Raw genomic sequence first — 23,075 nt, forward strand, 5'->3', positions numbered from 1 at the left:
CTTACCGCTCATGGGCACCTCTCTTTAAGTCATCTTAAATGACTCTGAGGTGTCTGTTAAACGCGTGGCGATTCATACCGATAAACCAGCTTCCTCCACTTCCAGTATTCAGCCATGACGTCAGCAGTGGTGATCCCCAGCACGCAGTGCCCTTCCCTGCACCACTTGATGAACTGGCCTGGCGACGGCAGAAATGGACGCTCCTGACGGCGTACCTGGCGCATACCGGCTTCAACCTGCTCCATGGTGTTTATCCCGTTTTCTTTGAAGGCCAGCACCCACTGTCGGCGGATCTCGTTCACGTCTTCCTGGCTGCGATTAACCAGGCTTGCCGGGAACGCGGCCGCCAGCTGTACAAATAGCCCGTTGATAATCTGCGCCACCTGCTGCGTTTGTTCGCGTTCAGTGTACTGCTCAGGTAGGTTGTGCGCCACACGGCGAGCCTGTTCCCGGTCAAAACTGCGAATGCTCTCTGCAAGATGTTTCATTCCAGCACCCCGTCAATCCAGTCGGTGTTATGCAGGTCGATACCGCCCCGGGAAGGTTTTACCGCTCCGGTTGCGCGCAGCCGTTTGGTGGTGAGTTGATCCCACTTCTTGCGCAGACTCGAAGGGCTCAGGATGTTGTCTTTCCAGAACTCGTCCCGGTTGGCCCACTGGAACAGGTCACAAATTTCATAGTGTGTGCGCTTGTCCTGGATACGCATCAGCCTGATGGTGTTTGCCCATTCAGCCCAGTTGGGTTCGGAGAGCGATGCGTTGACGGTGAGGAGCCTGTCGTAAATCCAGCGGGCGGCCTTGAGGTCGTCAGCGGATCCCCATGATTTACCTGCTGGGGTGTATATCCCGTCGGCAGCTTCAGGATGGCGAGAGAGAAACTTTTGAGTTTTCTGGTTTCGGAATTCGTCAGAATTCCGAGACGAGGATATTTTATTATTGTTCTTGTTATAGTCTTGGGTGTCTACCGTTTCCGGGAAGGTTTTTCCCGTTTTCGGTAACACTTTTCCCGATTTCGGGAAGACTTTTCCCGTTTTCGGTTTGTCTAAAATCCAGGCGGAAAGGTCAGTATTTATACCGACCGTTTTCATTACGCCCTGCTTTTGACTGAAGATGATTTTGCGTTCTGCGAGTGATTTGAGCGCATCAGAAACATGCGAATCACTCAGCCCTGTAAGCTCGGCAATCACCGTGTTCGTCACGCGGTCCTGTTTCTTGTTCCAGCCGTAGGTAAGCCAGATCACCGCCTCAAAACATTGCCATTCCCGGCCTGACATTCTCAGACGAGGCTTGAGCTTTTGGATCTCGTTAGCGACCTTGGTATACCCGTTCGACAGGTCGGCCATACGACCTCCCGGTTGTTCGGTTCTGTGGGGGAAATTGATAATTTCAGCTGTGTTTGACATACTTAGCTCCGCAATTACACTCCGTTTTTGCACCTGAAAGTCGGTTCTGTTAGCGCAGACCGGCTTTCGCCTTTTCTGAAGTCTTCACATTGCCCCCAGCATGGTTGTGACCATCGCCAGCAGCGGCGCTGTAAGGTCCGGATCGACACGGAACATCTCAAAAATCCCCTCGCCTAGCTCCTTCAGCTTTTCCTTCTTTGGTGCATCGAGCATCAGAGCTTGCTTCGCCTCACTCACCTCTTTTTCCAACCTGGCCATGCGATACGCGAAAGAGTCGTTCTTTACGACACGGTCGCGGTACCGAATCGGTAATACAGACATGATCGCGGGCACCAGCTGTTCGACGTTCTTTCGGTAAGATGCGGAGGCTTCTTTGTTGTCGAGCCAGCGGAACAACTTCACGTTCCAGACGTCGGCCTGGCCTGAAATATCAACTCCTTCAAGTTGTAGTTCTTCCGCAGCTTCTTGGATCTGAAGTGCAACAGCAACGCGCCCTTCTACCCCTGCCCAGGCTCGGACCGCTGAGCAGATATCGCGATGATCAATAACCTGCGCTGCAGATTCGCTTTGATGACACGGGAATATCAGTGGATTAGCGGAAGCTCTGCTACTCTGTTGAAATGAAACAGTTTGCATTGTTAGGGCTCCTGTTTAGGTAAACCGTCTGTTGGGTTTGGATAGAGATCGGGGCGTAGCTCGTGGGGAGTTACGCCTGTCATTTTGAAAATTGGAAAAATGTGGTTAGGCGGAACGACCCCGTGGTCACGATTTTTCCAATGGCTTACAGACATACTCGTCACGCCAAGCGCGAGACTGAGCTTTCTGGCTGAGCCAGCTGCTTTAATTGCTTTATCAAGTGCGGACATGTGCTTCTCCTGCAAATCAACAGCAAAAGTAAACCATAGATTTATAAATCATGCAAACACCAGATTTATTGCACCTGTAAACCAAATATTTACAATGACTTTATGAGAAAAGAAGAACCCAACCTCGTTTTGGTAGAACGACTAACTGAGATCACCGATCGCGGCGTTACCAAAGCAGACATGGCACGCATAGCCGGAGTAACCCCTCAGGCCGTGAATGGCTGGTTCAAAAAAGGTGTAATTAGTAAAAAGTCGGCGTTGGCTATTGCCGACGCGGTTGGCATTTCTGTCGCTTGGCTACTCGGTGAAGATGTTGGAGAGAAAGATGGGCTCAAGCCTGATGAACAGCGCCTACTGGAACTTTACCGCCAGTTACCCGAAGAAGAGCAGAAAAACATGCTTCGCATCTTTGCGATTCGCTTGAAAGAACTGGACGCGCTTTATGAAAAGTACATGAAGGGCCGGATTCGTACATAAATGTTGTGTAGCAAGCCTCAGTGGTAATCGAGACTTTCGATAATTTTCACATCTTAGTAAACTTTAATTAGTGGGCAACTACAAATCATTGGATCAATAGCTTACCGATACATACAACTAATAACTTGATAAGGAATAATCATGTCGTCAAACAAAATTCAATATTCTGATAGTTTTATCGAGACTTATGCTGACTTCGCCAGTTTTGCACCTGTAACATCTTCAGACGACAAGTTAGTTTACATCCATTTCATATCTAACAAATCTATCCCAGCAGTAGTTTCCTTAGAAGAATCTAAGGAAGAAGTTGGCAAAGCGAACCTTCAAATAGGATCAGTGACCGAACTTCGCCATGAATGCACTGTTCTGATGGGAATGGACCAGCTAAAAACCTTCCGAGACAATATCGACGTTCTGTTAGAGCAGCTTAAACCTCAACAAGGGTTAAGCAAATAATGCAAAGAGAAGAGGATGTTGGTGAACTGACAATTTCTTATAGAAAGAGCGATACATTGACCCCCGTTTCTCTGAAGCTAGACAACATACCTCAGAAAGATTTCTTGACTTTCATGCGTAGTGGTAGTGACTGTTTGGTCAGTAATGTTACTATTTACAATCAAGATTCACATACTTCTACAAGTTCGGCTACCCTATCTGACAAAACTGTTGCTACACTTGAAAACATCATCATGGAAGCTGAGCCAAGCGGAAAGAGTCTGGAAGCTACTAACGATGAACGAGAAGTTCAACAGGAAACTGAGATGTCAGATCTGAACAGAAATGAAATACAAGCACTTCTTAAGGCTAATAAAGCCGAAGTGGATGCTGTAGCTTCAAAAATGCAGACAGAGATGTCTAAGTGGCGAGAGACTATGTCTTCCGACCTCAAGGATATCAAGCACATGCTCGTTTCGCAGAACGACCATCTAAACAGTAGATTTGATATACAATCGACTCGAATTGAAGCGGCGTTAGATGCTCATTCTAAGAAAATTGATGCTGCTCTCTCAGTTCAAGAAGCGAAACTTGAGGGTAAGCTTAGTGATGTTAAGCTCGATATAATTAAGTGGGCGCTTGGTTTACCTGCACTTGCTTTTACTGTTTACAAACTTTATGGTGCGATTTCAGGAAACCCTACGCCATAACAGACTACACCACAACCCGGCCAACGTGCCGGGTTTTTTATACCTCATCCCTCAGCTACACACCACTTCCCCCACTTCGAACACTCCTTTCCCATCCATAGGGTCGTTTTTTTGCCTGCACTTCGTCAGCAATCTCACAATAACAAGTATACACACCGCCTAATTACAACCATAAAAAAACCACAGATTGACATATCTATAAACTGATGATTTAATTAATTCCAACAAACCGAATTATATCCACTAAGGCAGGACGCCCACGAAGTAGCCGCCGACGGCATACGAATAGTCGGATGAGGTGGAGAGATTAACGCGCATCAGGTGTAAATGTTCCGCTACCTGAGGTGAACCATGTCGCAGGTAATTTACGATTCAGAATGGGGCGTTGCTTCAAAACTAAAAGAGAAGACAGGCCTTACAGATCGTCAGATTAAAAGCTATCGCCAAACCTCCTGGGTAGAAGGTGTTCATTTTAAGAGAATCCCATTGGATGGAAGCAGCTCCGAAGAGCGAGGACTTGTCTGGTACAACATCCCAAACATTAACAGGTTTGTGAAGGAGGCATAATGGCTGCAATGCCAACGGGTGTTGAGATCCACAACAATAAGATACGAATAAGTTTCAAGTTTCAGGGCGTTAGATGTCGAGAAACATTGAAAGGATGGATCGTAAATGCATCGAATCTCAAAAAAGCCGGGAATCTAAGGGCCAAAATTGTAAGCGAGATTCAGCTGGGCACTTTTGACTACCGGGGCATGTTCCCGGAGTCAAAGGTGGCAGCAAAGTTTTATACATCTAAAAACATTACGACGTTCGCCGAACTTGCATCAACCTGGTATGAAAACCATAAAATAGATCTCTCACCCAATGCCACAAGAAGCTATGGGATAGCTGTAAGAACGTTAACAAAACTAATCGGCCCTGAAACGCTGGTTGCATCCATCACCAACAGCGACATTCTAGGCTGGAGAAAGGAATTACTGACTGGCGAGACTAACTATGCTCCCGAAAAGAGGACAAATAAAACCGGCCGCGCCGTTAGAACAGTAGATTATTATCTGGCCATCCTGCGACAAATCCTCGACTATGCGGTAAAAAATAAAGTCATTTCATATCAACCATATGTCGGGATTAAAAGGCTTCGCAAAGGGCAAACAAAACCAGATCCACTTCTGAGACATGAGTTTGAGCAGTTGAAAGAGACTGCTCCGGCTCAGCAGAAAAACATGTGGCAATTTTTTGCTTACACCGGCGTTCGGCCCGGGGAACTTTGTGCTCTTGCCTGGGAAGATATCGATCTTAATTCCGGCGAAGCAAATATTGCGCGCAATCTAACTCAGGAAGGATTATTTGGACCACCCAAAACCGAAGCCGGATACCGGACGATAAAGTTACTGGAGCCGGCTCTGGAGGCTTTGCGAGCTCAAAAGGAACTTACCGGGGGTGCCCCTAAGGTACCAATCACTTTTCACCACCGGGAGTTCGGTAAAACGGAAACGCAGAAACTGCACTTTGTGTTTATGCCTCGACCTCAGAAAGGCAAGCAAGCTGCGTACTATTCAGTCAGTTCAATTGTGTCATTATGGGATATTACGGTAAGACGATCGGGAATTCGCCGCAGACGCCCCTATCAGCTGCGTCATACATACGCGTGCTGGATGTTGTCGGCAGGTGCTAATCCTGCTTTTATAGCGAATCAGATGGGTCATGAGAATGCAGAGATGGTCTTCCATGTATACTCTGCGTGGATAAATGCTCTCGATAGCGATCAGGTATCATTTTTGAATCAGCGCTTTGGCGGATATGCAAATGCCCCTATAGTGCCCCTGAAGGTAAAAACAAAGTAGTTAATTACTTGATTTCCCGGTGATATTTAATGAAAAAGCTGTTTGTGCAGTTTTATCTTTTGCTGTTTGTCTGCTTCCTGGTCATGACCATGCTGGTCGGGCTGGTCTATAAATTCACCGCCGAACGTGCGGGCAGGCAGTCGCTGGACGATTTGATGAAAAGCTCGCTCTATCTGATGCGCAGCGAGCTGAGAGAGATCCCGCCGCACGACTGGGCGAAAACCCTCAAAGAGCTGGATCTGAACCTGTCGTTCGATTTACGCATCGAGCCGTTAAAAGATTTTGAGCTGGATCCGCCCGCCATGCAGCGTCTGCGCGACGGGGACATCGTCGCACTGGACGAGAAATACACCTTTATCCAGCGTATTCCGCGCAGCCATTACGTTCTGGCCGTCGGGCCGGTGCCCTATCTCTATTACCTGCACCAGATGCGCCTGCTGGACATGGCGCTGATGGCCTTTATCGCCATTTCGCTCGCGTTTCCGGTCTTTATCTGGATGCGCCCGCACTGGCAGGACATGCTGAAGCTGGAATCCGCCGCGCAGCGTTTTGGCGAAGGGCATTTTACCGAACGCATTCACTTCGACAGCGGTTCCAGCTTTGAACGCCTGGGCGTGGCCTTTAACCAGATGGCCGATAACATCAATGCCCTGATCGCCAGTAAAAAGCAGCTGATCGACGGGATTGCGCACGAGCTGCGCACGCCGCTGGTTCGCCTGCGCTATCGTCTGGAGATGAGCGAGAATCTGACGGAAGCGGAGTCTCAGGCGCTTAACCGCGATATCGGCCAGCTTGAGGCGCTGATTGAGGAGCTGCTGACCTACGCGCGCCTCGATCGTCCGCAAAACGAACTGAACCTCAGCACGCCGGACCTGCCTGCCTGGCTGCAAACCCACATCGATGACGTTCAAAGCGTGAACCCGCAGCGCACGCTGTTAACGCGCGTCACGCCGGGTGATTACGGCGCGCTCGATATGCGCCTGATGGAGCGCGTGCTGGACAATCTGATGAACAACGCCATGCGCTACAGCGAAAGCACGCTACAGATTGGGCTGGATTTGCAGGGCAATCAGGCCAGCCTGACGGTGGAGGATGACGGTCCGGGGATTGCCCCGGAAGCGCGAGAAACCGTGTTTGAACCGTTTGTCCGACTCGACCCCAGTCGCGATCGCGCCACCGGCGGATGCGGCCTGGGGCTGGCGATTGTTTACTCTATCGCGCAGGCGATGGGCGGCACGGTGCATTGCGAAGAGAGCGAGCTCGGCGGCGCGCGCTTCTGCTTTAGCTGGCCGGTATACCATAACATCGCCCTTCCCGTCCCTGCCTGACCTCAACCGCACGCTGGCCTGACCCGGCGTGCTGTGCTATATGATAAGTATGTTGTAACTAACGAGAGTGCTTATGGCGACCTACGATCTCCTCGAACGGCTGAACAGCACGTTTCGGGAAATAGAACACGAGCTCCTGACCCTGACCGAACGTTTGTACAGCTGCCGTCTGCTGGCCGCGCGCGTCTTTACCCTGCCCGAGGTGACTAAAGGGGCCGAGCACGACCCGCTGGACACCATCGCGGTTGAACAGCACATCGGCAGCGCCGCCCTTGAGCTGGCGCTGAAGCACTATCGTCGCCTGTTTATCCAGCAGCAGTCAGAAAACCGCAGCAGTAAGGCCGCCGTGCGTCTGCCCGGCGTGATCTGCCTGCAAACCGATGCGACAACGCGCGACGCGCTGGAAAGCCAGATTACCCACATCAACACCCTGAAAGCGGCCTTTGAAAAGATCATCACCGAAGAGTCCGGCCTCGCCCCTGCCGCCCGGTTTGAATGGGTGCACCGTCAGCTTCCTGGGTTGATTACCCTGAATGCCTATCGCACGCTGACGGTACTGCGTCACCCAGCCACGCTGCGCTTCGGCTGGGCGAATAAGCACATCATTAAAAACTTCACCCGGGATGAAATTCTGGCGCAGCTGGAAAAAAGCCTGAAGACGCCGCGCACCGTCGCACCGTGGTCTCGTGAGCAGTGGATTGAGCGCCTGGAGCAGGAGTACCACAGCATCGCCTCGCTTCCGGCGGACGCGCGCCTCAAGATAAAGCGCCCGGTGAAGGTACAGCCTATCGCCCGCGTCTGGTATTCCGGCCAGCAAAAACAGGTTCAGTATGCCTGTCCGACGCCGCTGATTGCGCTGTATGATGCCGATCGGGGGGCCATCGTGCCGGATATTGGTGAGCTTTTGAATTACGATGCGGACAATGTCCAGCACCGTTACAGACCTCAGGCGCAGCCGCTGCAGCTAATTATTCCGCGGCTGCACCTGTACGTGGCGGGATGACTATTTCAGGCTGCCGACCATCGCTTCCGGGCGAACCCAGGCGTCGAACTCCGCCTCCGTCAGATAGCCCAGCGCCAGGGCGGAGGCTTTCAGCGTCAGCCCCTCTTTATGCGCTTTTTTAGCGATCTCGGCGGCCTTGTCGTAGCCGATATGGGTATTCAGCGCCGTCACCAGCATCAGGGATTCATTGAGCAACTGGCTGATACGTTCGCGATTCGGCTCAATCCCTACCGCACAGTGCTCGTTAAAGCTCTCCATCCCGTCCGCCAGCAGACGAATCGATTGCAGAACGTTGTGGATCACCATCGGGCGATAGACGTTCAGCTCGAAGTTGCCGGACGCACCGCCCAGGTTGACGGCTACGTCGTTGCCCAACACCTGACAGCAGAGCATGGTCATGGCTTCGCACTGGGTCGGGTTCACTTTACCCGGCATGATGGAGCTGCCCGGCTCGTTTTCCGGAATGCTGATTTCACCGATGCCGCAGCGCGGACCCGAGGCCAGCCAGCGCACGTCGTTGGCGATTTTCATCAGCGAGGCCGCCAGCCCTTTCAGCGCGCCGTGGGTGTGGACCAGCGCATCGCAGGTCGCCAGCGCTTCGAACTTGTTGGGCGCCGTGACGAACGGCTGCCCGGTGATGTTTGCCAGCTCCTCCGCCACGCGCACCGCGTATTCTGGATGGGTGTTTAACCCGGTCCCGACCGCCGTCCCGCCGAGCGCCAGCTCCGCCAGGTGCGGCAGGCTGTACTCAATATGCTTCAGGTTATGTTCCAGCATCGCCACCCAGCCGGAAATCTCCTGGCCGAGCGTCAGCGGCGTGGCGTCCTGCAGGTGCGTACGGCCAATTTTGACGATGTCGCGGAAGGCCTGCGCTTTCTCGTTGAGCGTGGATTTCAGCACGTTGAGCTGCGGGATAAGCTGCTCGCGGATAGCGATGACCGCCGCCACGTGCATCGCCGTCGGGAAGACGTCGTTGGAACTCTGGCTTTTGTTGACGTCATCGTTCGGATGGACCTTACGCTCCATGCCGCGCACGCCGCCAAGCAGTTCGCTGGCCCGGTTTGCCAGCACTTCGTTCATGTTCATGTTGCTCTGGGTGCCGGAACCGGTCTGCCAGATGGCGAGGGGGAATTCATCGGGATGCTTACCCGCCAGCACTTCGTCGGCGGCGTTGATGATGGCGGTCGCTTTGTCTGCCGTCAGCAGGCCTAAATCCTGATTCACTTTCGCGGCAGCGCGTTTGGTGAGCGCCAGCGCCTGAATCAGCGAGACGGGCAATTTTTCGGTCGAAATACGGAAGTGCTCCAGCGAACGCTGGGTTTGCGCGCCCCAAAGCTTGTCGGCCGGGACGTCGATGGCGCCCATCGAATCTTTCTCATGGCGTACCGTGGTCATTACTTTCTCCTTGATAACAAAAGAGGGATTGCTCACATGCTTAAGGGATAAGTATTGATGACTTCTGGGAAACGATATGGCGCTTTGTGCGCTCTTTTTGGTGTCGGGTGGCGCTAACGCTTACCCGACCTACCAGACACGTAGGCCGGGTAAGGCGCAGCCGCCACCCGGCAATTTACAGAATTACTTCACGCACGCCGAACACTGGGACGACTGGATCTGCTTGAAGAAGTCGTTTCCTTTGTCATCCACGAGGATAAACGCCGGGAAGTCTTCCACTTCAATTTTCCAGATCGCTTCCATACCCAGTTCCGGGTATTCCACGCACTCCAGGCTCTTAATGCTGCCCTGCGCCAGAACCGCAGCCGGGCCGCCGATGCTGCCGAGGTAGAAGCCGCCGTGCTTGTGGCAGGCGTCCGTCACCTGCTGGCTGCGGTTGCCTTTCGCCAGCATGATCATGCTGCCGCCGTTGGCCTGCAGCTGGTCAACGTACGAGTCCATGCGCCCTGCCGTGGTTGGGCCTAACGAGCCGGACGCGTAGCCTTCAGGCGTTTTCGCCGGGCCTGCGTAGTAGATCGGATGATCTTTAATGTACTGCGGCAGGCCTTCGCCGTTGTCCAGACGCTCTTTCAGCTTCGCGTGCGCAATGTCGCGGCCCACGATGATCGTGCCGTTCAGCGAGAGACGGGTCGAGACCGGATACTGCGAAAGCTGCGCCAGAATCTCTTTCATCGGACGGTTCAGGTCGACGCGAACCGCTTCACCCTCACCCGCTTTGCGCAGCTCTTCCGGAATGTATTTGCCCGGATTGTTTTCCAGTTTTTCGATCCAGATGCCGTCGCGGTTGATCTTCGCCTTGATGTTGCGATCCGCAGAGCAGGACACGCCCATCCCGACCGGACAGGATGCGCCGTGACGCGGCAGACGGATCACGCGCACGTCGTGGGCAAAGTATTTGCCGCCAAACTGCGCGCCGAGGCCCAGGTTACGCGCCTCTTCCAGCAGTTCCTGCTCAAGCTGCACGTCGCGGAACGCCTGGCCGTGCTCGTTACCTTCGGTAGGCAGGCCGTCATAATATTTGGTTGAGGCCAGCTTGACGGTTTTCAGCGTGCTTTCCGCCGACGTACCGCCAATCACAAACGCGATATGGTACGGCGGGCACGCCGCGGTGCCGAGGGTGCGCATCTTCTCAACCAGGTAATTTTTCAGCTTGCCCGGGGTGAGCAGCGCCTTGGTTTCCTGGTAAAGATAGGTTTTGTTGGCTGAACCGCCGCCCTTGGCGATACAGAGGAATTTGTACTCGTCACCGTCGACGCTGTAGAGATCGATCTGTGCCGGCAGGTTGGTGCCGGTGTTGACCTCTTTGTACATATCCAGCGCCGCGTTTTGCGAGTAGCGCAGGTTATCTTCGGTGTACGTGTTGTAGACGCCGTGCGCCAGGGCCGCTTCGTCACCACCGCCGGTCCAGACGCGCTGGCCTTTTTTACCGACGATGATCGCCGTGCCGGTGTCCTGACAGGTAGGCAGAACACCTTTCGCGGCGATGTCTGAGTTACGCAGGAACTGCAGGGCAACGTATTTATCGTTTTCGCTGGCCTGCGGGTCGCTGAGAATATCGGCAACCTGCTGCTGGTGCGCTGGGCGGAGCATAAACGAGGCGTCGTGGAAAGCGTGCTGCGCCAGCAGCGTCAGCGCCTGCGGATCCACCTTGAGGATCTCTTGTCCTTCAAACTCAGAGACGGAGACGTGATCGCGGGTTAACAGGTAATACTCGGTCCGATCCTTACTGAGGGGGAAAGGATCCTGATAATGGAAGGGTTTATTCGACATTGGTCTCTCACTTACTGCTTCGGTCTGTTTATTCAGGGCAAATGTTCCGCTGCCCGGCTTAAAAGCGAGTCAGCTTATCCTACACAATTTTTTAACAAAAACTGAGACTAGTACGACTTTTTACATCCACAGGTTACTTCCATGAGGTTTATTGCTTTAATACCCGGAGTTAATTCCACAATTGAATCAGGGCTTGATAATGCAAAAACTCATTAACTCAGTGCAAAACTACGCCTGGGGAAGTAAAACTGCGTTAACGGATCTCTACGGTATCGCGAACCCGAACAACCTGCCGATGGCAGAACTGTGGATGGGGGCGCACCCGAAGAGCAGCTCAAAAATTGAAGACGCCAGCGGCCAGGTTCGCAGCCTGCGTGACGTGATTGACGCCGATAAAGCCGCGCTGCTTGGCGACAAGGTGGCTCAGCGCTTCGGCGAACTGCCGTTCCTGTTCAAGGTGCTGTGCGCCGACCAGCCGCTCTCCATCCAGGTTCACCCGAACAAGAAAGCCTCTGAAATCGGCTTTGCGAAAGAGAACGCGGCGGGTATTCCGTTAGACGCCGCCGAGCGTAACTACAAAGATCCTAACCACAAGCCGGAGCTGGTCTTTGCGCTGACCCCGTTCCTGGCGATGAACGCGTTCCGCGAGTTTTCAGAGATCGTTTCCCTGCTGCAACCGGTCGCGGGTGCCCACAAGGCTATCGCCCACTTCCTTGAAAACCCGAACGCGGACGCGCTGAGCCAGCTGTTTGCCAGCCTGCTGAATATGCAGGGTGAAGAGAAATCTCACGCGCTGGCGGTGCTGAAAGCGGCTCTGGGCAGCCAGCAGGGTGAACCCTGGGAGACTATCCGCCTGATCTCCGAATTCTACCCGGACGACAGCGGCCTGTTCTCCCCTCTGCTCCTGAACGTGGTGAAGCTCAACCCGGGCGAAGCGATGTTCCTGTTTGCCGAAACCCCGCACGCCTACCTGCAGGGCGTGGCGCTGGAGGTAATGGCCAACTCCGATAACGTGCTGCGCGCGGGCCTGACGCCGAAATACATCGATATTCCTGAGCTGGTTGCCAACGTGAAGTTTGTGGCGAAACCTGCCGCGGAGCTGCTGACTCAGCCGGTGAAAAACGGCGCAGAGCTGGACTTCCCAATTCCGGTTGAGGATTTTGCTTTTTCCCTGCACGACCTGAGCCAGGCCGAAGCCGTCATCGCGCAGGAAAGCGCGGCGATTCTGTTCTGCGCCGAGGGCGAAGCGACGCTGCGCAAAGGCGAAGAGCGTCTGGTGCTCAAGCCCGGTGAGTCAGCATTCGTTGCAGCCAATGAATCACCGGTCAGCGTAAGCGGCACCGGTCGTCTGGCGCGCGTTTTCAATAAGCTTTAAGCACTTACTGAATTTTTTAACAACTCTTGCTAAGCTAGTTGCAGGCTTAATATCTCCAGGCGGTTTTTACCGCCTGGTTTCATTTTAGGGATAGTCGCAATGAAAAAATCGGTCGTAGCGGTTGGAGTGATTGTAGCGTTAGGCGTGGTCTGGACGGGTGCCTCCTGGTTTACCGGGAAACAGCTGGAAGGCCGTCTGGCTGAGATGGTGGCGCAGGCTAACGGAGAGATTAAGCGCAGCGCGCCGGAGGCGGGCCTGGAGCTGAGCTACCAGAATTATCATCGCGGCGTGTTTACCAGCCGTATGCAGCTGGTGGTAAAGCCAGTGGCCGGTGCTGAAAACGGCTGGCTGAAACCGGGTCAGAGCGTGGTGCTGGACGAGGTGGTGAGCCACGGTCCGCTGCCGCTGGCGCAGCTGAAGTCCTTTAACCTGATCCCGTCGATGGCGTCCGTTCATACCGTGCTGGTGAATAACGACGTCACCAAACCGCTGTTTGACCTGGCGAAGAATGAATCGCCTTTCGATATTAATACCCGAATTAGCTATGCCGGTGACACGAGCTCCGATATTGCTCTGAAAGCGCTGAACTACGAGAAAGAGAATGAGAAAGTCGCCTTCAGCGGCGGTCACTTCAAACTTGACGCTGACCGCGACGGAAACGTGTTCTCCCTGACGGGTGAAGCGGAAAGCGGCCTGGTCAATGCCGTGAACGAATATAACCAAAAGGTTCAGCTCACCTTCAGCAACCTGAAAGCCGACGGCAACAGCCGAATGACCGATTTCCAGGAGCGTATCGGCGATCAAAAACTGTCTCTCGACAAGGTTGCCATTGCGGTTGAAGGAAAAGAGATGGCCGTGCTGGAAGGTATGGACGTCAACGGCAAATCCGACGTTTCCAAAGACGGTAAAAGCATCAACACGCAGCTGGATTACACGCTGAAGAGCCTGAAGGTGCAGAATCAGGACCTGGGCACCGGCAAACTGTCGCTGAAGATCGGCAATATCGACGGCCAGGCGTGGCACGAGTTTAGCCAGAAATACAGCAAAGAGAGCCAGGCGCTGCTGACCGATGCCGCACTCCAGCAGAACCCTGAAGTTTACCAGCAGCAGGCGATGGCGGTACTGTTTAACAACCTGCCTGTCCTGCTGAAAGGCGAGCCGGTGATCACCGTTGCGCCGCTGAGCTGGAAAAACAGCAAAGGCGAAACCAGCTTTAACCTGTCGCTGTTCCTGAAAGATCCGGCAACCGCAACGGGTGAACCGCAGACGCTGGCGCAGGAAGTGGATCGCAGCGTGAAGTCGCTCGACAGCAAGCTGACCATCCCGATGGATATGGCGACCGAGTTTATGACCCAGATTGCGAAGCTGGAAGGCTACGGCGATGAAGACGCCGGCAAGCTGGCGAACCAGCAGGTGAAAGGTCTGGCGGCAATGGGCCAGATGTTCCGCATCACCAAAGTGGAAAACAACACGATTTCCACCAGCCTGCAGTATGCCAACGGCCAGGTAACGCTCAACGGCGACAAGATGCCGCTGGAAGACTTCGTCGGCATGTTTGGTATGCCGACGCTGGGGATGCCGGAACCGGCAGCACCGGCAGCACCGGCAGCACCGGCAGCACCGGCAGCACCGCAGCAGTAAACGTCAAAACCCCTCGCATGAGGGGTTTTTTATTGCCCGCTAATTTTTCCATCCAGCCAGGAAATCCAGCAGAAGCGCGTTCACTTTCTCTGGCTGCTCCTCCTGCGGCAGATGGCCGCACTCATCAATACCCTGCGCCCGCAGGTTCTCCGCCATTTCGGCCCAGACGCTTTCCATATCGAAAAGCTTGCCGACCGCATGAAAATCATTACCCCACAGCGACATTACCGGGCAGGTGATTTTCACCTCAGCGTCTGCCATATCCTGCGCCACATCATCTGCGTTGGCGCGATAGTCAGCCATTGCGCCACGCACGGCACCCGGCGCCTGATACGCCCGAACATAGGTGTCAAACGCCTCGCCGCTGATGGTCGAGGGATTGTAGGTCCAGTCCGAGAAAAAGTGGCGCAGCCAGATATGCTCCCGACCCGCAATCAGCGCTTCCGGCAGGTCTGGCACAAGATGAAACAGGAAGAACCAGTACGCACGCGCAATCGACGCATTCAGATCGCGCGCCACAATACGCGTTGGCACGTTATCCATCACCACCAGTCGATCCACCAGCTCAGGGTAATCTTTTGCAAACCGCGTCGCGACGCGCGCGCCGCGATCGTGCCCTACCAGCACCACTTTCTGTAAACCCAGCACACGCATCAGTTCCCGGATGTCCCGCGCCATGTTGCGCTTATCATAGCCAGAAGCAGGTTTATCCGTTTCGCCATACCCGCGTAAATCCGGTGCAATCACGCGGTAGTGCCGGGACAGTACGGGTATCTGGTAGCGCCAGGCATAGTTTGTTTCAGGAAAACCATGCAGGAGAATAACCGGTGCGCCTTCACCCTCTTCAACCACAAACTGACGGATACCGTTTGCCATTACGGTGTAACTTTTCATGCTCGTCACCTCACTTTATTTCAGCAGAGGCACGTTGGCCGCACGTTGATAAGGACCGTAATTGACAGGATTCCAGCTATAGCCCTGCTGCCAGGCGGTGATATGCCCGATACCGGGGAAAGGCAGATGTGCCGCAGCCATCCACTCACCGTCTTTCGCCAGCGCGTTAAACTCCTGCGCCCGGGATGAGATGGCTTTTTTCGGATCGACATCAAAGCGAATAGACACTTCAGGGTGCGGGAACTGGACGGCAGGAGCATGAATCAAATCCCCAATGAAGTTGATAGCCGTTCCCTGCGACGCGAAGCGATAAACGGTACTGCCAGGCGTATGCCCGATGGCATATGCCGTCTGGACTTCCGGGACAGGCGAAGCTGGCGGGACGAAGGTTTTAAGGTGCCCGGCGGCTTTATACGCAGACAGCGCATTCCTGGCGATAGCGAAATACTCTCTCGCATTAGCCGGCGCGCTCGCTTCTTTTGCGGGGTCAAGCCAGTAGTCGGCCTCCCCCTGCGGTACGTAGACAGTAGCATTGGGGAACAACGCCTTACCCTCTGCATCGCTCAGGCCGCATACGTGGTCAAGATGCAGGTGGGTCAGGAAAATGGTATCAACCTGCTCGGGACGGTACCCTGATGCGTTCATATTGCTGACCAACTGGCCGGCCGTTTCCGCCATGCAGTGGCCCCCCCCGCTGTCAATCATGACCAGGTGTTTACCGGTATTCACCAGAAAGGCGTTAAAGGCGGTAGGCATGCGTTCGGCATCAACTTTGTGTTGAGCCAGCAGTTCGCGAACCTTGTCGCCTGAGAGCCCGTGTAGTAAGGCAGGCGAAAGATCGTTATAGCCGTCGAACAGCGCCGTTACCTCATATTCCCCGACCGCCAGACGATAATAGCCCGGAACCTGCTGTTTCACCTGTGCCGGGGCATCTGCCCACGATGTGCTTGCCAGGAGCAGGCCGCTGAGCGCCAGAACCGTTTTCAACTTTTTCATCTTCACTCCAGATTGATATTTTTCAGGTTGTGAAGAGACTATGGCAGCGTAACGATAAATAATGTAGATATGTACTTTGATAAGTCAGCATAACGAAAATCGATGCAATGAAACTGGAAGATGTTGAAGTGTTTGTCGAAGCCGTCAAGGCGGGTAGTCTGGCGGGCGCCGCGCGTCGGCTCTCTGTGAGCGCCATGGCGGCGTCACGGTCTCTTAATAATCTTGAGGCTGAACTGGGGGTCAGGCTGGTGCACCGCACCACGCGTTCCCTGTCACCCACCAGCGATGGGGCCGTTTTTTTGCCCCATGCGCAGGCGTTGCTGGAAGATAAAAATAACGCGCTTGCCGATCTGTTTCCCGAAGGGACGCACCTTTCCGGACGCCTGCGTATTACCGCCTCAGCGGGGTTTGGCCGTAAGATTGTTGCTCCCATGCTGACCCGGTTCATGCAGCAACATCCCGCCCTGCAGGTCGATTTACTCGCCACCGACGAACAGGTTGATATTGTCCGAAAAGGCATAGACGTGGCGTTACGCATTGCGCCGCTGCGCGATAACCGGCTGGTTGCCCATCGCCTGTGTCACAACCCTCGCGATCTCTGCGCCAGCGCGGCGTATCTTGCCGCGAATGGCTATCCAAAATCGTTTAACGATCTGGCGGCACACAGCTGTCTGACCACGTCAGATACCGTCCACTGGTCATTCGAACAGGGTGAACAGCGCTACAAACAAAAGGTGTCGGGCCGATTCTCCGCGAACTCCGTTGAGGCCATTTTCGAAGCCTGCCTCGGAGGGTTGGGGATCGCCAATTTATCTCGCTGGTACGTAGAGCCGGCGTTCAGTGAGGGTAAACTCGAGCGGATCGTCCTTGAAGACGCCCAGCCGGAATCGCTGGCCGTTTGGGCGGTCTACCCGACCTCACGGCTGATCCCGGCAAAAGTAAGAAAATTTGTGGAAGCGCTGGAAGCCGAACTGTTGCTCAATCCGCTGACGCAACCCACCTGATATTATTTCACCGTCACCAGCCGCGCCGCCACAATCTGGTGTCCGGCCTGAACGTCCGTGTTGTCGATGCGCTGCAAGATCCTGTCCGCCAGCGTGTAGCCCATCTCCCGCGCGGGAGTTGTAGCCCAGACGATCGGCAGGTCGTCGAGCGCGTTTTCACCGACATCGGCGAACGCTCCCAGCGCCACCTGATGGCCGAAGAAGGTTTCCACCCCGCCCTCGCCGCTCTGACGCCCGGCGCGGATCAGGCCAAACCAGGCGCCCATGGCAATCACGTCGTTGTAGCAAATCACGGCGCTGATCGTCGGACTGCTGCGCAGCAGCGCGGCTATCGCTTCCGCCGCTTTCTTCTGGCTGGATTCACACTCCACGACCCATTCGCTGTGGAACGGCAGGCCGTATTTAATCAGCGTCGCGCAGTAGCCGCCGACACGCTCGGCGCGGGTCAGGGACGAGCTTTTCCCGCCGAGCCACGCAATGCGCTGGTGTCCGCGACGAATAAGATGCTCGGTCAGCATTTGCGCGGCCTGCATGTTATCCGGTCGCAGCGTATCGGCCTCGTCCAGATAGCTGGCACGCGAAGCAAACACCAGCGGCACGCCTTTTTCGGCGGCGCGCTCGCACAGCTCGCTGCCCACGCCCGACGCCCCGGCAACGATCACCCCGTCCACCCCCTGATTCAGCAGCATATCGAGCCGGGAGAGAAGCTGATCGGCCTCGCGACCGCCGTGCAGAAGAAAGACCATCCGCCCCTGCGCTTCAAGCGCTTCGGTTAACCCTGCGGTCAGCTCCGCATAGAAAGGTGACGTCAGGTCGCGGACAATCAGGCCAATCACCCCGCTTTGCCCGCCGCGCAGCGCCGACGCCTGACGGTTACGCACAAAACCCAGCTGCTCAACCGCCTCGTTAACCCGCTGACCGGTCGCAGGAGAGATGCGCCCTTTTCCGCTCAGCACCAGTGAAACGGTGCTTACGGAAACGCCCGCCGCCAGCGCGACATCGTTGATGGTGATTTTTTTCGCTACAGCCATGTGTTGGCGTGACTCCCTGAAATGAGATCGGTAAAACGTTTTATCAATACGTTATCTTTATACTACCAGTCAAAGCCTGAGAATGTGATTTAGCGCGCACTAAACTTTGATAAAACGTTTTATCTTCTCGCAGCATTGAAGCAGGCAAACTGATTTTAACAATAAAGGAGTCGTTTTATGACGGCGAAAGCAGCACAAAAAATATCGCTGTGGGAATTTTTCCAGCAACTGGGTAAAACCTTTATGCTGCCCGTGGCACTCCTCTCGTTCTGCGGGATCATGCTCGGGATCGGCAGCTCGCTGAGCAGTAAAGACGTCATCACGCTGATCCCGTTCCTCGGTACCCCGGTGCTGCAGGCGATCTTCATCTGGATGAGTAAAGTCGGCTCCTTTGCGTTTAGCTTCCTGCCCGTGATGTTCTGTATCGCTATCCCGCTGGGCCTGGCGCGCGAGAACAAAGGCGTCGCGGCGTTTGCCGGGTTTGTAGGTTACGCGGTGATGAACCTGGCGGTTAACTTCTGGCTGACCGCGAAAGGCATTCTGCCGACCACCGACGCTGCCGTGCTGAAAGCCAACAACATTCAGAGCGTGATCGGTATCCAGTCTATTGATACCGGGATCCTCGGGGCGGTGATCGCGGGTGTGATTATCTGGATGCTGCACGAGCGCTTCCACAATATCCGGCTGCCGGATGCCCTGGCCTTCTTCGGCGGTACCCGCTTTGTGCCGATTGTTACCCTGGTCGTGATGGGTCTGTTCGGTTTAATCATTCCGCTGATCTGGCCGGTCTTTGCGATGGGCATCAACGGTATTGGCCGCATCATCAACGGCGCGGGAGATTTCGGTCCGATGATCTTCGGCACCGGCGAGCGTCTGCTCCTGCCGTTTGGCCTGCAGCATATCCTGGTGGCCCTGATTCGCTTCACCGAAGCGGGCGGTACGATGGAGGTGTGCGGTCACGACGTGAGCGGCGCGCTGACCATCTTCCAGGCGCAGCTGAGCTGCCCGACCACACACGGCTTCTCGGAAAGCGCCACCCGCTTCCTGTCTCAGGGTAAAATGCCTGCCTTCCTCGGCGGCCTGCCGGGTGCCGCGCTGGCGATGTACCACTGCGCTCGCCCGGAAAACCGTCATAAAATTAAAGGCCTGCTGATTTCCGGCGTGATCGCCTGCGTCGTGGGCGGTACCACCGAACCAATCGAATTCCTGTTCCTGTTCGTCGCACCGGTGCTGTACCTCATCCACGCGGTGCTGACCGGTCTGGGCTTTACCGTGATGGCGGTGCTGGGCGTGACCATCGGCAACACTAAAGTAAAATACACCTCATTAAGAATTGAGGCGTAAAAACAGCTATACCTGTCGCCCCAATGGATTACCAAGGAGGTGATGACCAATGTCTGCACATGTTACAATCTTAAGAAATACAGTACTTCCAGTGAAATTCAATACCATGAATCGTCCACGCTTATATTCATATATCCGTTACTCCAGCGAACGACAAGGTAAAGGTAGTTCGATTGAGCGTCAGAAGAGCTACATTGCTGAAATGGCAAAACAGATTGCTACTGAGTACGATCTGGAGATTTTCGAGGAATACCAAGATTTAGGGGTATCCGCGTACAAGGGTAAAAACGTTCAGGAAGGAGCTTTATCGGATTTCATAGACCAAGTTGAATCCGGTTTGATCCCAAAGGGGTCTTTCCTCTTGATTGAATCCCTTGATCGCTTCTCACGCCAGAACGCCATGCAAGCGGTTAACCTTTTCACCAGCTTATTACTTAATGGCATCACGGTAATTACCGGGATTGATAAACAGGTTTACAGACAGACTGAAGTAAACACCGAGACATTGCAGCAACTGATGTTTAGCGTGATGTTGTTCAGCCGTGCAAACGAAGAAAGTTCAACCAAATCACACCGCACCATTGCAAGTGCTCTGTCCAAGATCAGACGTCACCAGGAACGGAAACCAGGTGATCCTGTAGTCGCAATTAAAGAGTTAGGCTCGGATAAATGGTGGACAGATTCAAGTACTGGATATGTCAATCCGCATCCAGTCCTGTTCCCCATAGCAAAAAAAATTATCCAGTTAAAACAAGACGGTTGGTCAAATCGGATGATCCTTCAACATCTGAAAAACAACTACGATGGACCGGTTATTGGCAACAAAAAATCAAAAGGTATATGGAATATGCAGCATTGTTCCAGAATCCTTGAACCTGCCATTTATGGACGAAAAGTAATCACTGTAAACAATGCAGAATACGTTCTGGATGATTATTACCCTGCGATCATCAGCAAAGATGAATATGAAGCGTTAAAGCTCCAAGTTGGAAACAAAGGATTTGCCCCGAATCGCGAGAGTAATCCAGAAATACCATTACTTTCCGGTATTGGTATTTTGCACTGTGCGCACTGCTCATGTTACATGGTTAAGGCTAAATCAACCCTTAAAAACCATCCACATGCTTACCGTTACCAATGTGCATCCAGAGATTTACATCAAGATTGTAATAAGTGGGGATTCAGGGCAAGCACCCTTGAAAGGACGATTTTACAACTAATAGCCGATAGAATATTCTTACAGACGAAATATCAACCATCTGGTTTAGAAGGGAAAATAGCGGACATACAATCGCAAATTGAGAACTATGTATTGGCTATAGGTTCAGCTAAAAGCCCTGAGATCATTAATAGCCTCACTTCGCAAATTGATCAACTAGAACAAGAAAAACAAAGTCTGATAGTGGAAAAAAGACTATACGATGAATCAATCGTGCAAATGAACACTGAAGGTTGGGACAAGTTCAGGAAGTTTGACATTGATGACGCACTTAACCCTTTACGCACAAAAATAAGAGCAAACATTAAGACCGTTATTATGCGCGTAGATTGCTCCAGAATAGATAAGAAACACAACTTGTTTACCATCACATACCGCGATCAGCATAAACAGCGTATCGTTATCGAAAACAACTCAGGCTGGAAGAAGGGTAAGATTTATGTTGAAGCGCAGACTATCAACGATATTCAAATTCTTGAATCTGAAGGTTTGATACTGCATGACCATATTGACATATTGATCAACCGAGACAAGTTCATGACGGAAGCGAAAAAACGACTAGATCATCCCCGAACACTGATCGATGAACTGACGGAATAAAGGTAAGTGTTAGTGCCATTGTAAAATTGCCCCACAGAAATGTTAGCGTAATCCATCGCTATATAGCCATGAATCGCTCTGTATCTTGTCAGAGCGATTAAAGCAGACTTCAGGCATCGTTCAATATAAAACCCCCGTAAAACTTGATACAGAGCGTTGTAGAGCAAGGGTTCAAAATTACATCGTATTCATTCTGTCTACGAACTGTACTTATTGCACCGCTCCTTATCGAAACACCTCTATGGTTGCCGGAAACCCCGCACAAAGTAGATTGTTATGTCTTTCAATCGCAGTATTCAAGACTAACCGCTGCCCGCCGCCCGACGTTAACACCAAGCATATGAACCATTTTAAAACCCTTTAAAAACAATACCCTTCGCATCTTCCCCCTCTTCTCCCCATGTTAATCGATCGTTTTTACAGATCAATTATACGATATTGATAGATTTCATAGATCAATGTAAGATCATGATTCTTCGGTTAGTGTTTCTCGTAAACAAGACTCACGGAATGAATACTCTGTCCACGATGGAGTGCGAAAGAAAGAAGGTATCCAGAATGACAATTCTTATTAAAACGTTAAAAATCATGGCGTCAGGTGTTGTTTTCGTTTCAGGTTTAACCACCGCCTCCAGTACCGTGTATTTCTTGCCAGAGGCAAAATCAATGGGTGTCGCCAGCAGCGACAAAAACGCACTGATGTTTCTCGGGATGGACAGGGATGTAAATCTGAAGGGAATATGCTTCGCGATGACAAAGCAATCATCATCAATCGTTCCGCTGGTAGATATCACTGCTACAACTGATAACGGCAGATTCACGATGCACGGGTTACGCCCTAATGTCAGTGATTCTAAAGAAGTCGCTTGTTCCTTCGGGTCCGAAGCTGGTGATTTCTTGACTGCCATTTCGAAGTCAACAACCGTTAACGTGAAGCTGGACTTCAATGGCGAGATCCGCAATTACAGTTTCGACACTACAGAGTTCGGAAAGGTATTGACTGCGAATGGGCAAGCCGTGGGGGAAAAAGCAGCTAAAGACTACGCTCAGGGAGTACGTGCACCCGTTTTCTATAGCAGCGGTAGCGAAGCTCCAAAAACAATGCAGTAACCTCAAACGTCGATACACACAGTTATAAAGCAAGCGATGAGAAACTTAATTCGGTCTGGAAAAGCCTTAGCCCTGAAACCCGAAAACGATTGCTTCCTTCTCAAAGAGAATGGATAAAGCACAAATCCGGCTGCAATAATGAACAGAAATGTCTTACCGACATGACGAACAATCGCATTCGTGAACTGGAGTCTGAATATGGAAAATAATGCACTGACTTTGGTTTTAAAAAACGATTGGGTAGCATCGTCTTCTGGTAATACCTATACCGGAAAATACACAGTTGGACGGTTTCACCTGACAGATGCGTTCATCGTTGTGTATATGAAGCTGATACATGGAATTGAAATACCCGATTTATGGGTCAGTAGCAGTTTCACTAACATACCAGATACCGATACCCGTAGGGTTATGTATATGGAAGGCTGCGATATGTTATCGAAAGAAACAATGAACGAAATTCGTAATACGGTGAAGTCCCCAACAGACAATATGAAAATACACCGCAATGGCAATCATGTTACCAAAATAGAATTCATGGAAGAACGAAATTAAATCACCCTATGAA

Annotated in this window: 21 protein-coding genes and 3 pseudogenes; 15 read left to right on the forward strand and 9 right to left on the reverse strand. The window is 52.8% G+C overall.

The genetic code is table 11. The annotated features are described in order from the left end of the window. Window positions 1-74: 74 nt before the first annotated feature. The 4 genes and pseudogenes from QMN93_RS22920 to QMN93_RS22935 form a co-directional block, all read right to left on the reverse strand. Window positions 75-488, reverse strand: a pseudogene (locus tag QMN93_RS22920) (replication protein P); the annotation flags it as partial. After that, window positions 485-1,402 (reverse strand): replication protein, encoded by a 918-nt coding sequence (locus QMN93_RS22925; protein WP_264884903.1) that lies wholly within the window; start codon window positions 1,400-1,402, stop codon window positions 485-487. The pseudogene QMN93_RS22920 and the gene QMN93_RS22925, both read right to left, overlap by 4 nt. Before the next feature lie 84 nt (window positions 1,403-1,486). Beyond that, window positions 1,487-2,038: a toxin YdaT domain-containing protein gene (locus QMN93_RS22930; protein WP_264884902.1), complete on the reverse strand. Its 552-nt coding sequence runs from the start codon at window positions 2,036-2,038 to the stop codon at window positions 1,487-1,489. A 2-nt stretch (window positions 2,039-2,040) separates the two neighbouring features. Next, complete coding sequence (locus QMN93_RS22935; protein WP_264884901.1) at window positions 2,041-2,268, reverse strand: helix-turn-helix domain-containing protein; 228 nt, start codon at window positions 2,266-2,268, stop codon at window positions 2,041-2,043. A 102-nt stretch (window positions 2,269-2,370) separates the two neighbouring features. Here QMN93_RS22935 and QMN93_RS22940 point away from each other — a divergent pair, with 102 nt between their 5' ends. From QMN93_RS22940 to tus, 7 genes are all read left to right on the forward strand, one after another. Continuing rightward, window positions 2,371-2,745, forward strand: a complete 375-nt coding sequence (locus tag QMN93_RS22940; RefSeq protein ID WP_264884900.1) for a helix-turn-helix domain-containing protein — start codon at window positions 2,371-2,373, stop codon at window positions 2,743-2,745. A gap of 141 nt (window positions 2,746-2,886) precedes the next feature. After that, window positions 2,887-3,201, forward strand: coding sequence for a hypothetical protein (locus QMN93_RS22945; RefSeq protein WP_264884899.1), 315 nt, complete (start codon window positions 2,887-2,889; stop codon window positions 3,199-3,201). Beyond that, window positions 3,201-3,890: a DUF1640 domain-containing protein gene (locus QMN93_RS22950; protein WP_264884898.1), complete on the forward strand. Its 690-nt coding sequence runs from the start codon at window positions 3,201-3,203 to the stop codon at window positions 3,888-3,890. The genes QMN93_RS22945 and QMN93_RS22950 overlap by 1 nt, the downstream gene beginning before the upstream one ends. Window positions 3,891-4,241: 351 nt before the next feature. Then, on the forward strand, window positions 4,242-4,457 hold the full coding sequence (gene xisR / locus QMN93_RS22955) for an excisionase family protein (protein WP_047647992.1): 216 nt from the start codon (window positions 4,242-4,244) through the stop codon (window positions 4,455-4,457). After that, window positions 4,457-5,737, forward strand: a complete 1,281-nt coding sequence (locus tag QMN93_RS22960) for a site-specific integrase (RefSeq protein WP_264884895.1) — start codon at window positions 4,457-4,459, stop codon at window positions 5,735-5,737. The genes xisR and QMN93_RS22960 overlap by 1 nt, the downstream gene beginning before the upstream one ends. Before the next feature lie 29 nt (window positions 5,738-5,766). Further along, window positions 5,767-7,065, forward strand: coding sequence for a two-component system sensor histidine kinase RstB (rstB, locus tag QMN93_RS22965; protein WP_033145344.1), 1,299 nt, complete (start codon window positions 5,767-5,769; stop codon window positions 7,063-7,065). A gap of 73 nt (window positions 7,066-7,138) precedes the next feature. After that, window positions 7,139-8,068: a DNA replication terminus site-binding protein gene (gene tus / locus QMN93_RS22970; protein ID WP_193139124.1), complete on the forward strand. Its 930-nt coding sequence runs from the start codon at window positions 7,139-7,141 to the stop codon at window positions 8,066-8,068. Here tus and fumC read toward each other — a convergent pair whose 3' ends face one another. Both fumC and fumA read right to left on the reverse strand, forming a co-directional pair. Continuing rightward, on the reverse strand, window positions 8,069-9,463 hold the full coding sequence (gene fumC, locus QMN93_RS22975; RefSeq protein ID WP_193139121.1) for a class II fumarate hydratase: 1,395 nt from the start codon (window positions 9,461-9,463) through the stop codon (window positions 8,069-8,071). It abuts the gene before it with no gap. Between the two features lie 183 nt (window positions 9,464-9,646). Next, window positions 9,647-11,293, reverse strand: coding sequence for a class I fumarate hydratase FumA (gene fumA / locus QMN93_RS22980; protein WP_039262309.1), 1,647 nt, complete (start codon window positions 11,291-11,293; stop codon window positions 9,647-9,649). A gap of 199 nt (window positions 11,294-11,492) precedes the next feature. Here fumA and manA point away from each other — a divergent pair, with 199 nt between their 5' ends. Next, window positions 11,493-12,668 carry a mannose-6-phosphate isomerase gene (gene manA, locus QMN93_RS22985; protein ID WP_182383418.1) on the forward strand — a complete coding sequence of 392 codons (1,176 nt, stop codon included), beginning with the start codon at window positions 11,493-11,495 and terminating at the stop codon, window positions 12,666-12,668. Between the two features lie 99 nt (window positions 12,669-12,767). Beyond that, window positions 12,768-14,309 carry a YdgA family protein gene (locus tag QMN93_RS22990; RefSeq protein WP_096150103.1) on the forward strand — a complete coding sequence of 514 codons (1,542 nt, stop codon included), beginning with the start codon at window positions 12,768-12,770 and terminating at the stop codon, window positions 14,307-14,309. Between the two features lie 39 nt (window positions 14,310-14,348). On the opposite strand, the gene QMN93_RS22995 is transcribed toward QMN93_RS22990, so the two are convergent. Continuing rightward, window positions 14,349-15,203, reverse strand: coding sequence for an alpha/beta fold hydrolase (locus QMN93_RS22995; protein ID WP_193139117.1), 855 nt, complete (start codon window positions 15,201-15,203; stop codon window positions 14,349-14,351). Window positions 15,204-15,218: 15 nt separating this feature from the next. Beyond that, the gene (locus tag QMN93_RS23000; protein ID WP_064672362.1) at window positions 15,219-16,199 is read right to left on the reverse strand and encodes an MBL fold metallo-hydrolase; all 981 of its coding nucleotides are present in this window, start codon (window positions 16,197-16,199) and stop codon (window positions 15,219-15,221) included. Window positions 16,200-16,306: 107 nt separating this feature from the next. Between QMN93_RS23000 and QMN93_RS23005 the strand changes: the two genes are divergently transcribed. Then, window positions 16,307-17,203, forward strand: coding sequence for a LysR family transcriptional regulator (locus QMN93_RS23005; protein ID WP_193139115.1), 897 nt, complete (start codon window positions 16,307-16,309; stop codon window positions 17,201-17,203). A 2-nt stretch (window positions 17,204-17,205) separates the two neighbouring features. Here QMN93_RS23005 and QMN93_RS23010 read toward each other — a convergent pair whose 3' ends face one another. Beyond that, window positions 17,206-18,234 carry a Mal regulon transcriptional regulator MalI gene (locus QMN93_RS23010; RefSeq protein WP_193139113.1) on the reverse strand — a complete coding sequence of 343 codons (1,029 nt, stop codon included), beginning with the start codon at window positions 18,232-18,234 and terminating at the stop codon, window positions 17,206-17,208. A 177-nt stretch (window positions 18,235-18,411) separates the two neighbouring features. On the opposite strand from QMN93_RS23010, the pseudogene malX reads away from it, so the two are divergent. From malX to QMN93_RS23035, 5 genes and pseudogenes are all read left to right on the forward strand, one after another. Further along, window positions 18,412-19,542: pseudogene (gene malX / locus QMN93_RS23015) on the forward strand (PTS maltose transporter subunit IICB); the annotation flags it as partial. 85 nt (window positions 19,543-19,627) lie between these two features. Then, on the forward strand, window positions 19,628-21,397 hold the full coding sequence (locus QMN93_RS23020; protein ID WP_013096884.1) for a recombinase family protein: 1,770 nt from the start codon (window positions 19,628-19,630) through the stop codon (window positions 21,395-21,397). Between the two features lie 558 nt (window positions 21,398-21,955). Continuing rightward, a complete protein-coding gene (locus QMN93_RS23025) occupies window positions 21,956-22,507 on the forward strand; it encodes a DUF1311 domain-containing protein (protein ID WP_323620111.1) in 552 nt (183 codons plus the stop codon). A 71-nt stretch (window positions 22,508-22,578) separates the two neighbouring features. Beyond that, window positions 22,579-22,716, forward strand: a pseudogene (locus QMN93_RS23030) (DUF1311 domain-containing protein); the annotation flags it as partial. Beyond that, window positions 22,706-23,062 carry a hypothetical protein gene (locus QMN93_RS23035; RefSeq protein ID WP_193139112.1) on the forward strand — a complete coding sequence of 119 codons (357 nt, stop codon included), beginning with the start codon at window positions 22,706-22,708 and terminating at the stop codon, window positions 23,060-23,062. The pseudogene QMN93_RS23030 and the gene QMN93_RS23035, both read left to right, overlap by 11 nt. Window positions 23,063-23,075 lie beyond the last annotated feature (13 nt).

Source organism: Enterobacter sp. R-1.6.2, assembly GCF_035064085.1.
GTDB classification, from domain to species: Bacteria; Pseudomonadota; Gammaproteobacteria; order Enterobacterales; family Enterobacteriaceae; genus Enterobacter; species Enterobacter asburiae_B.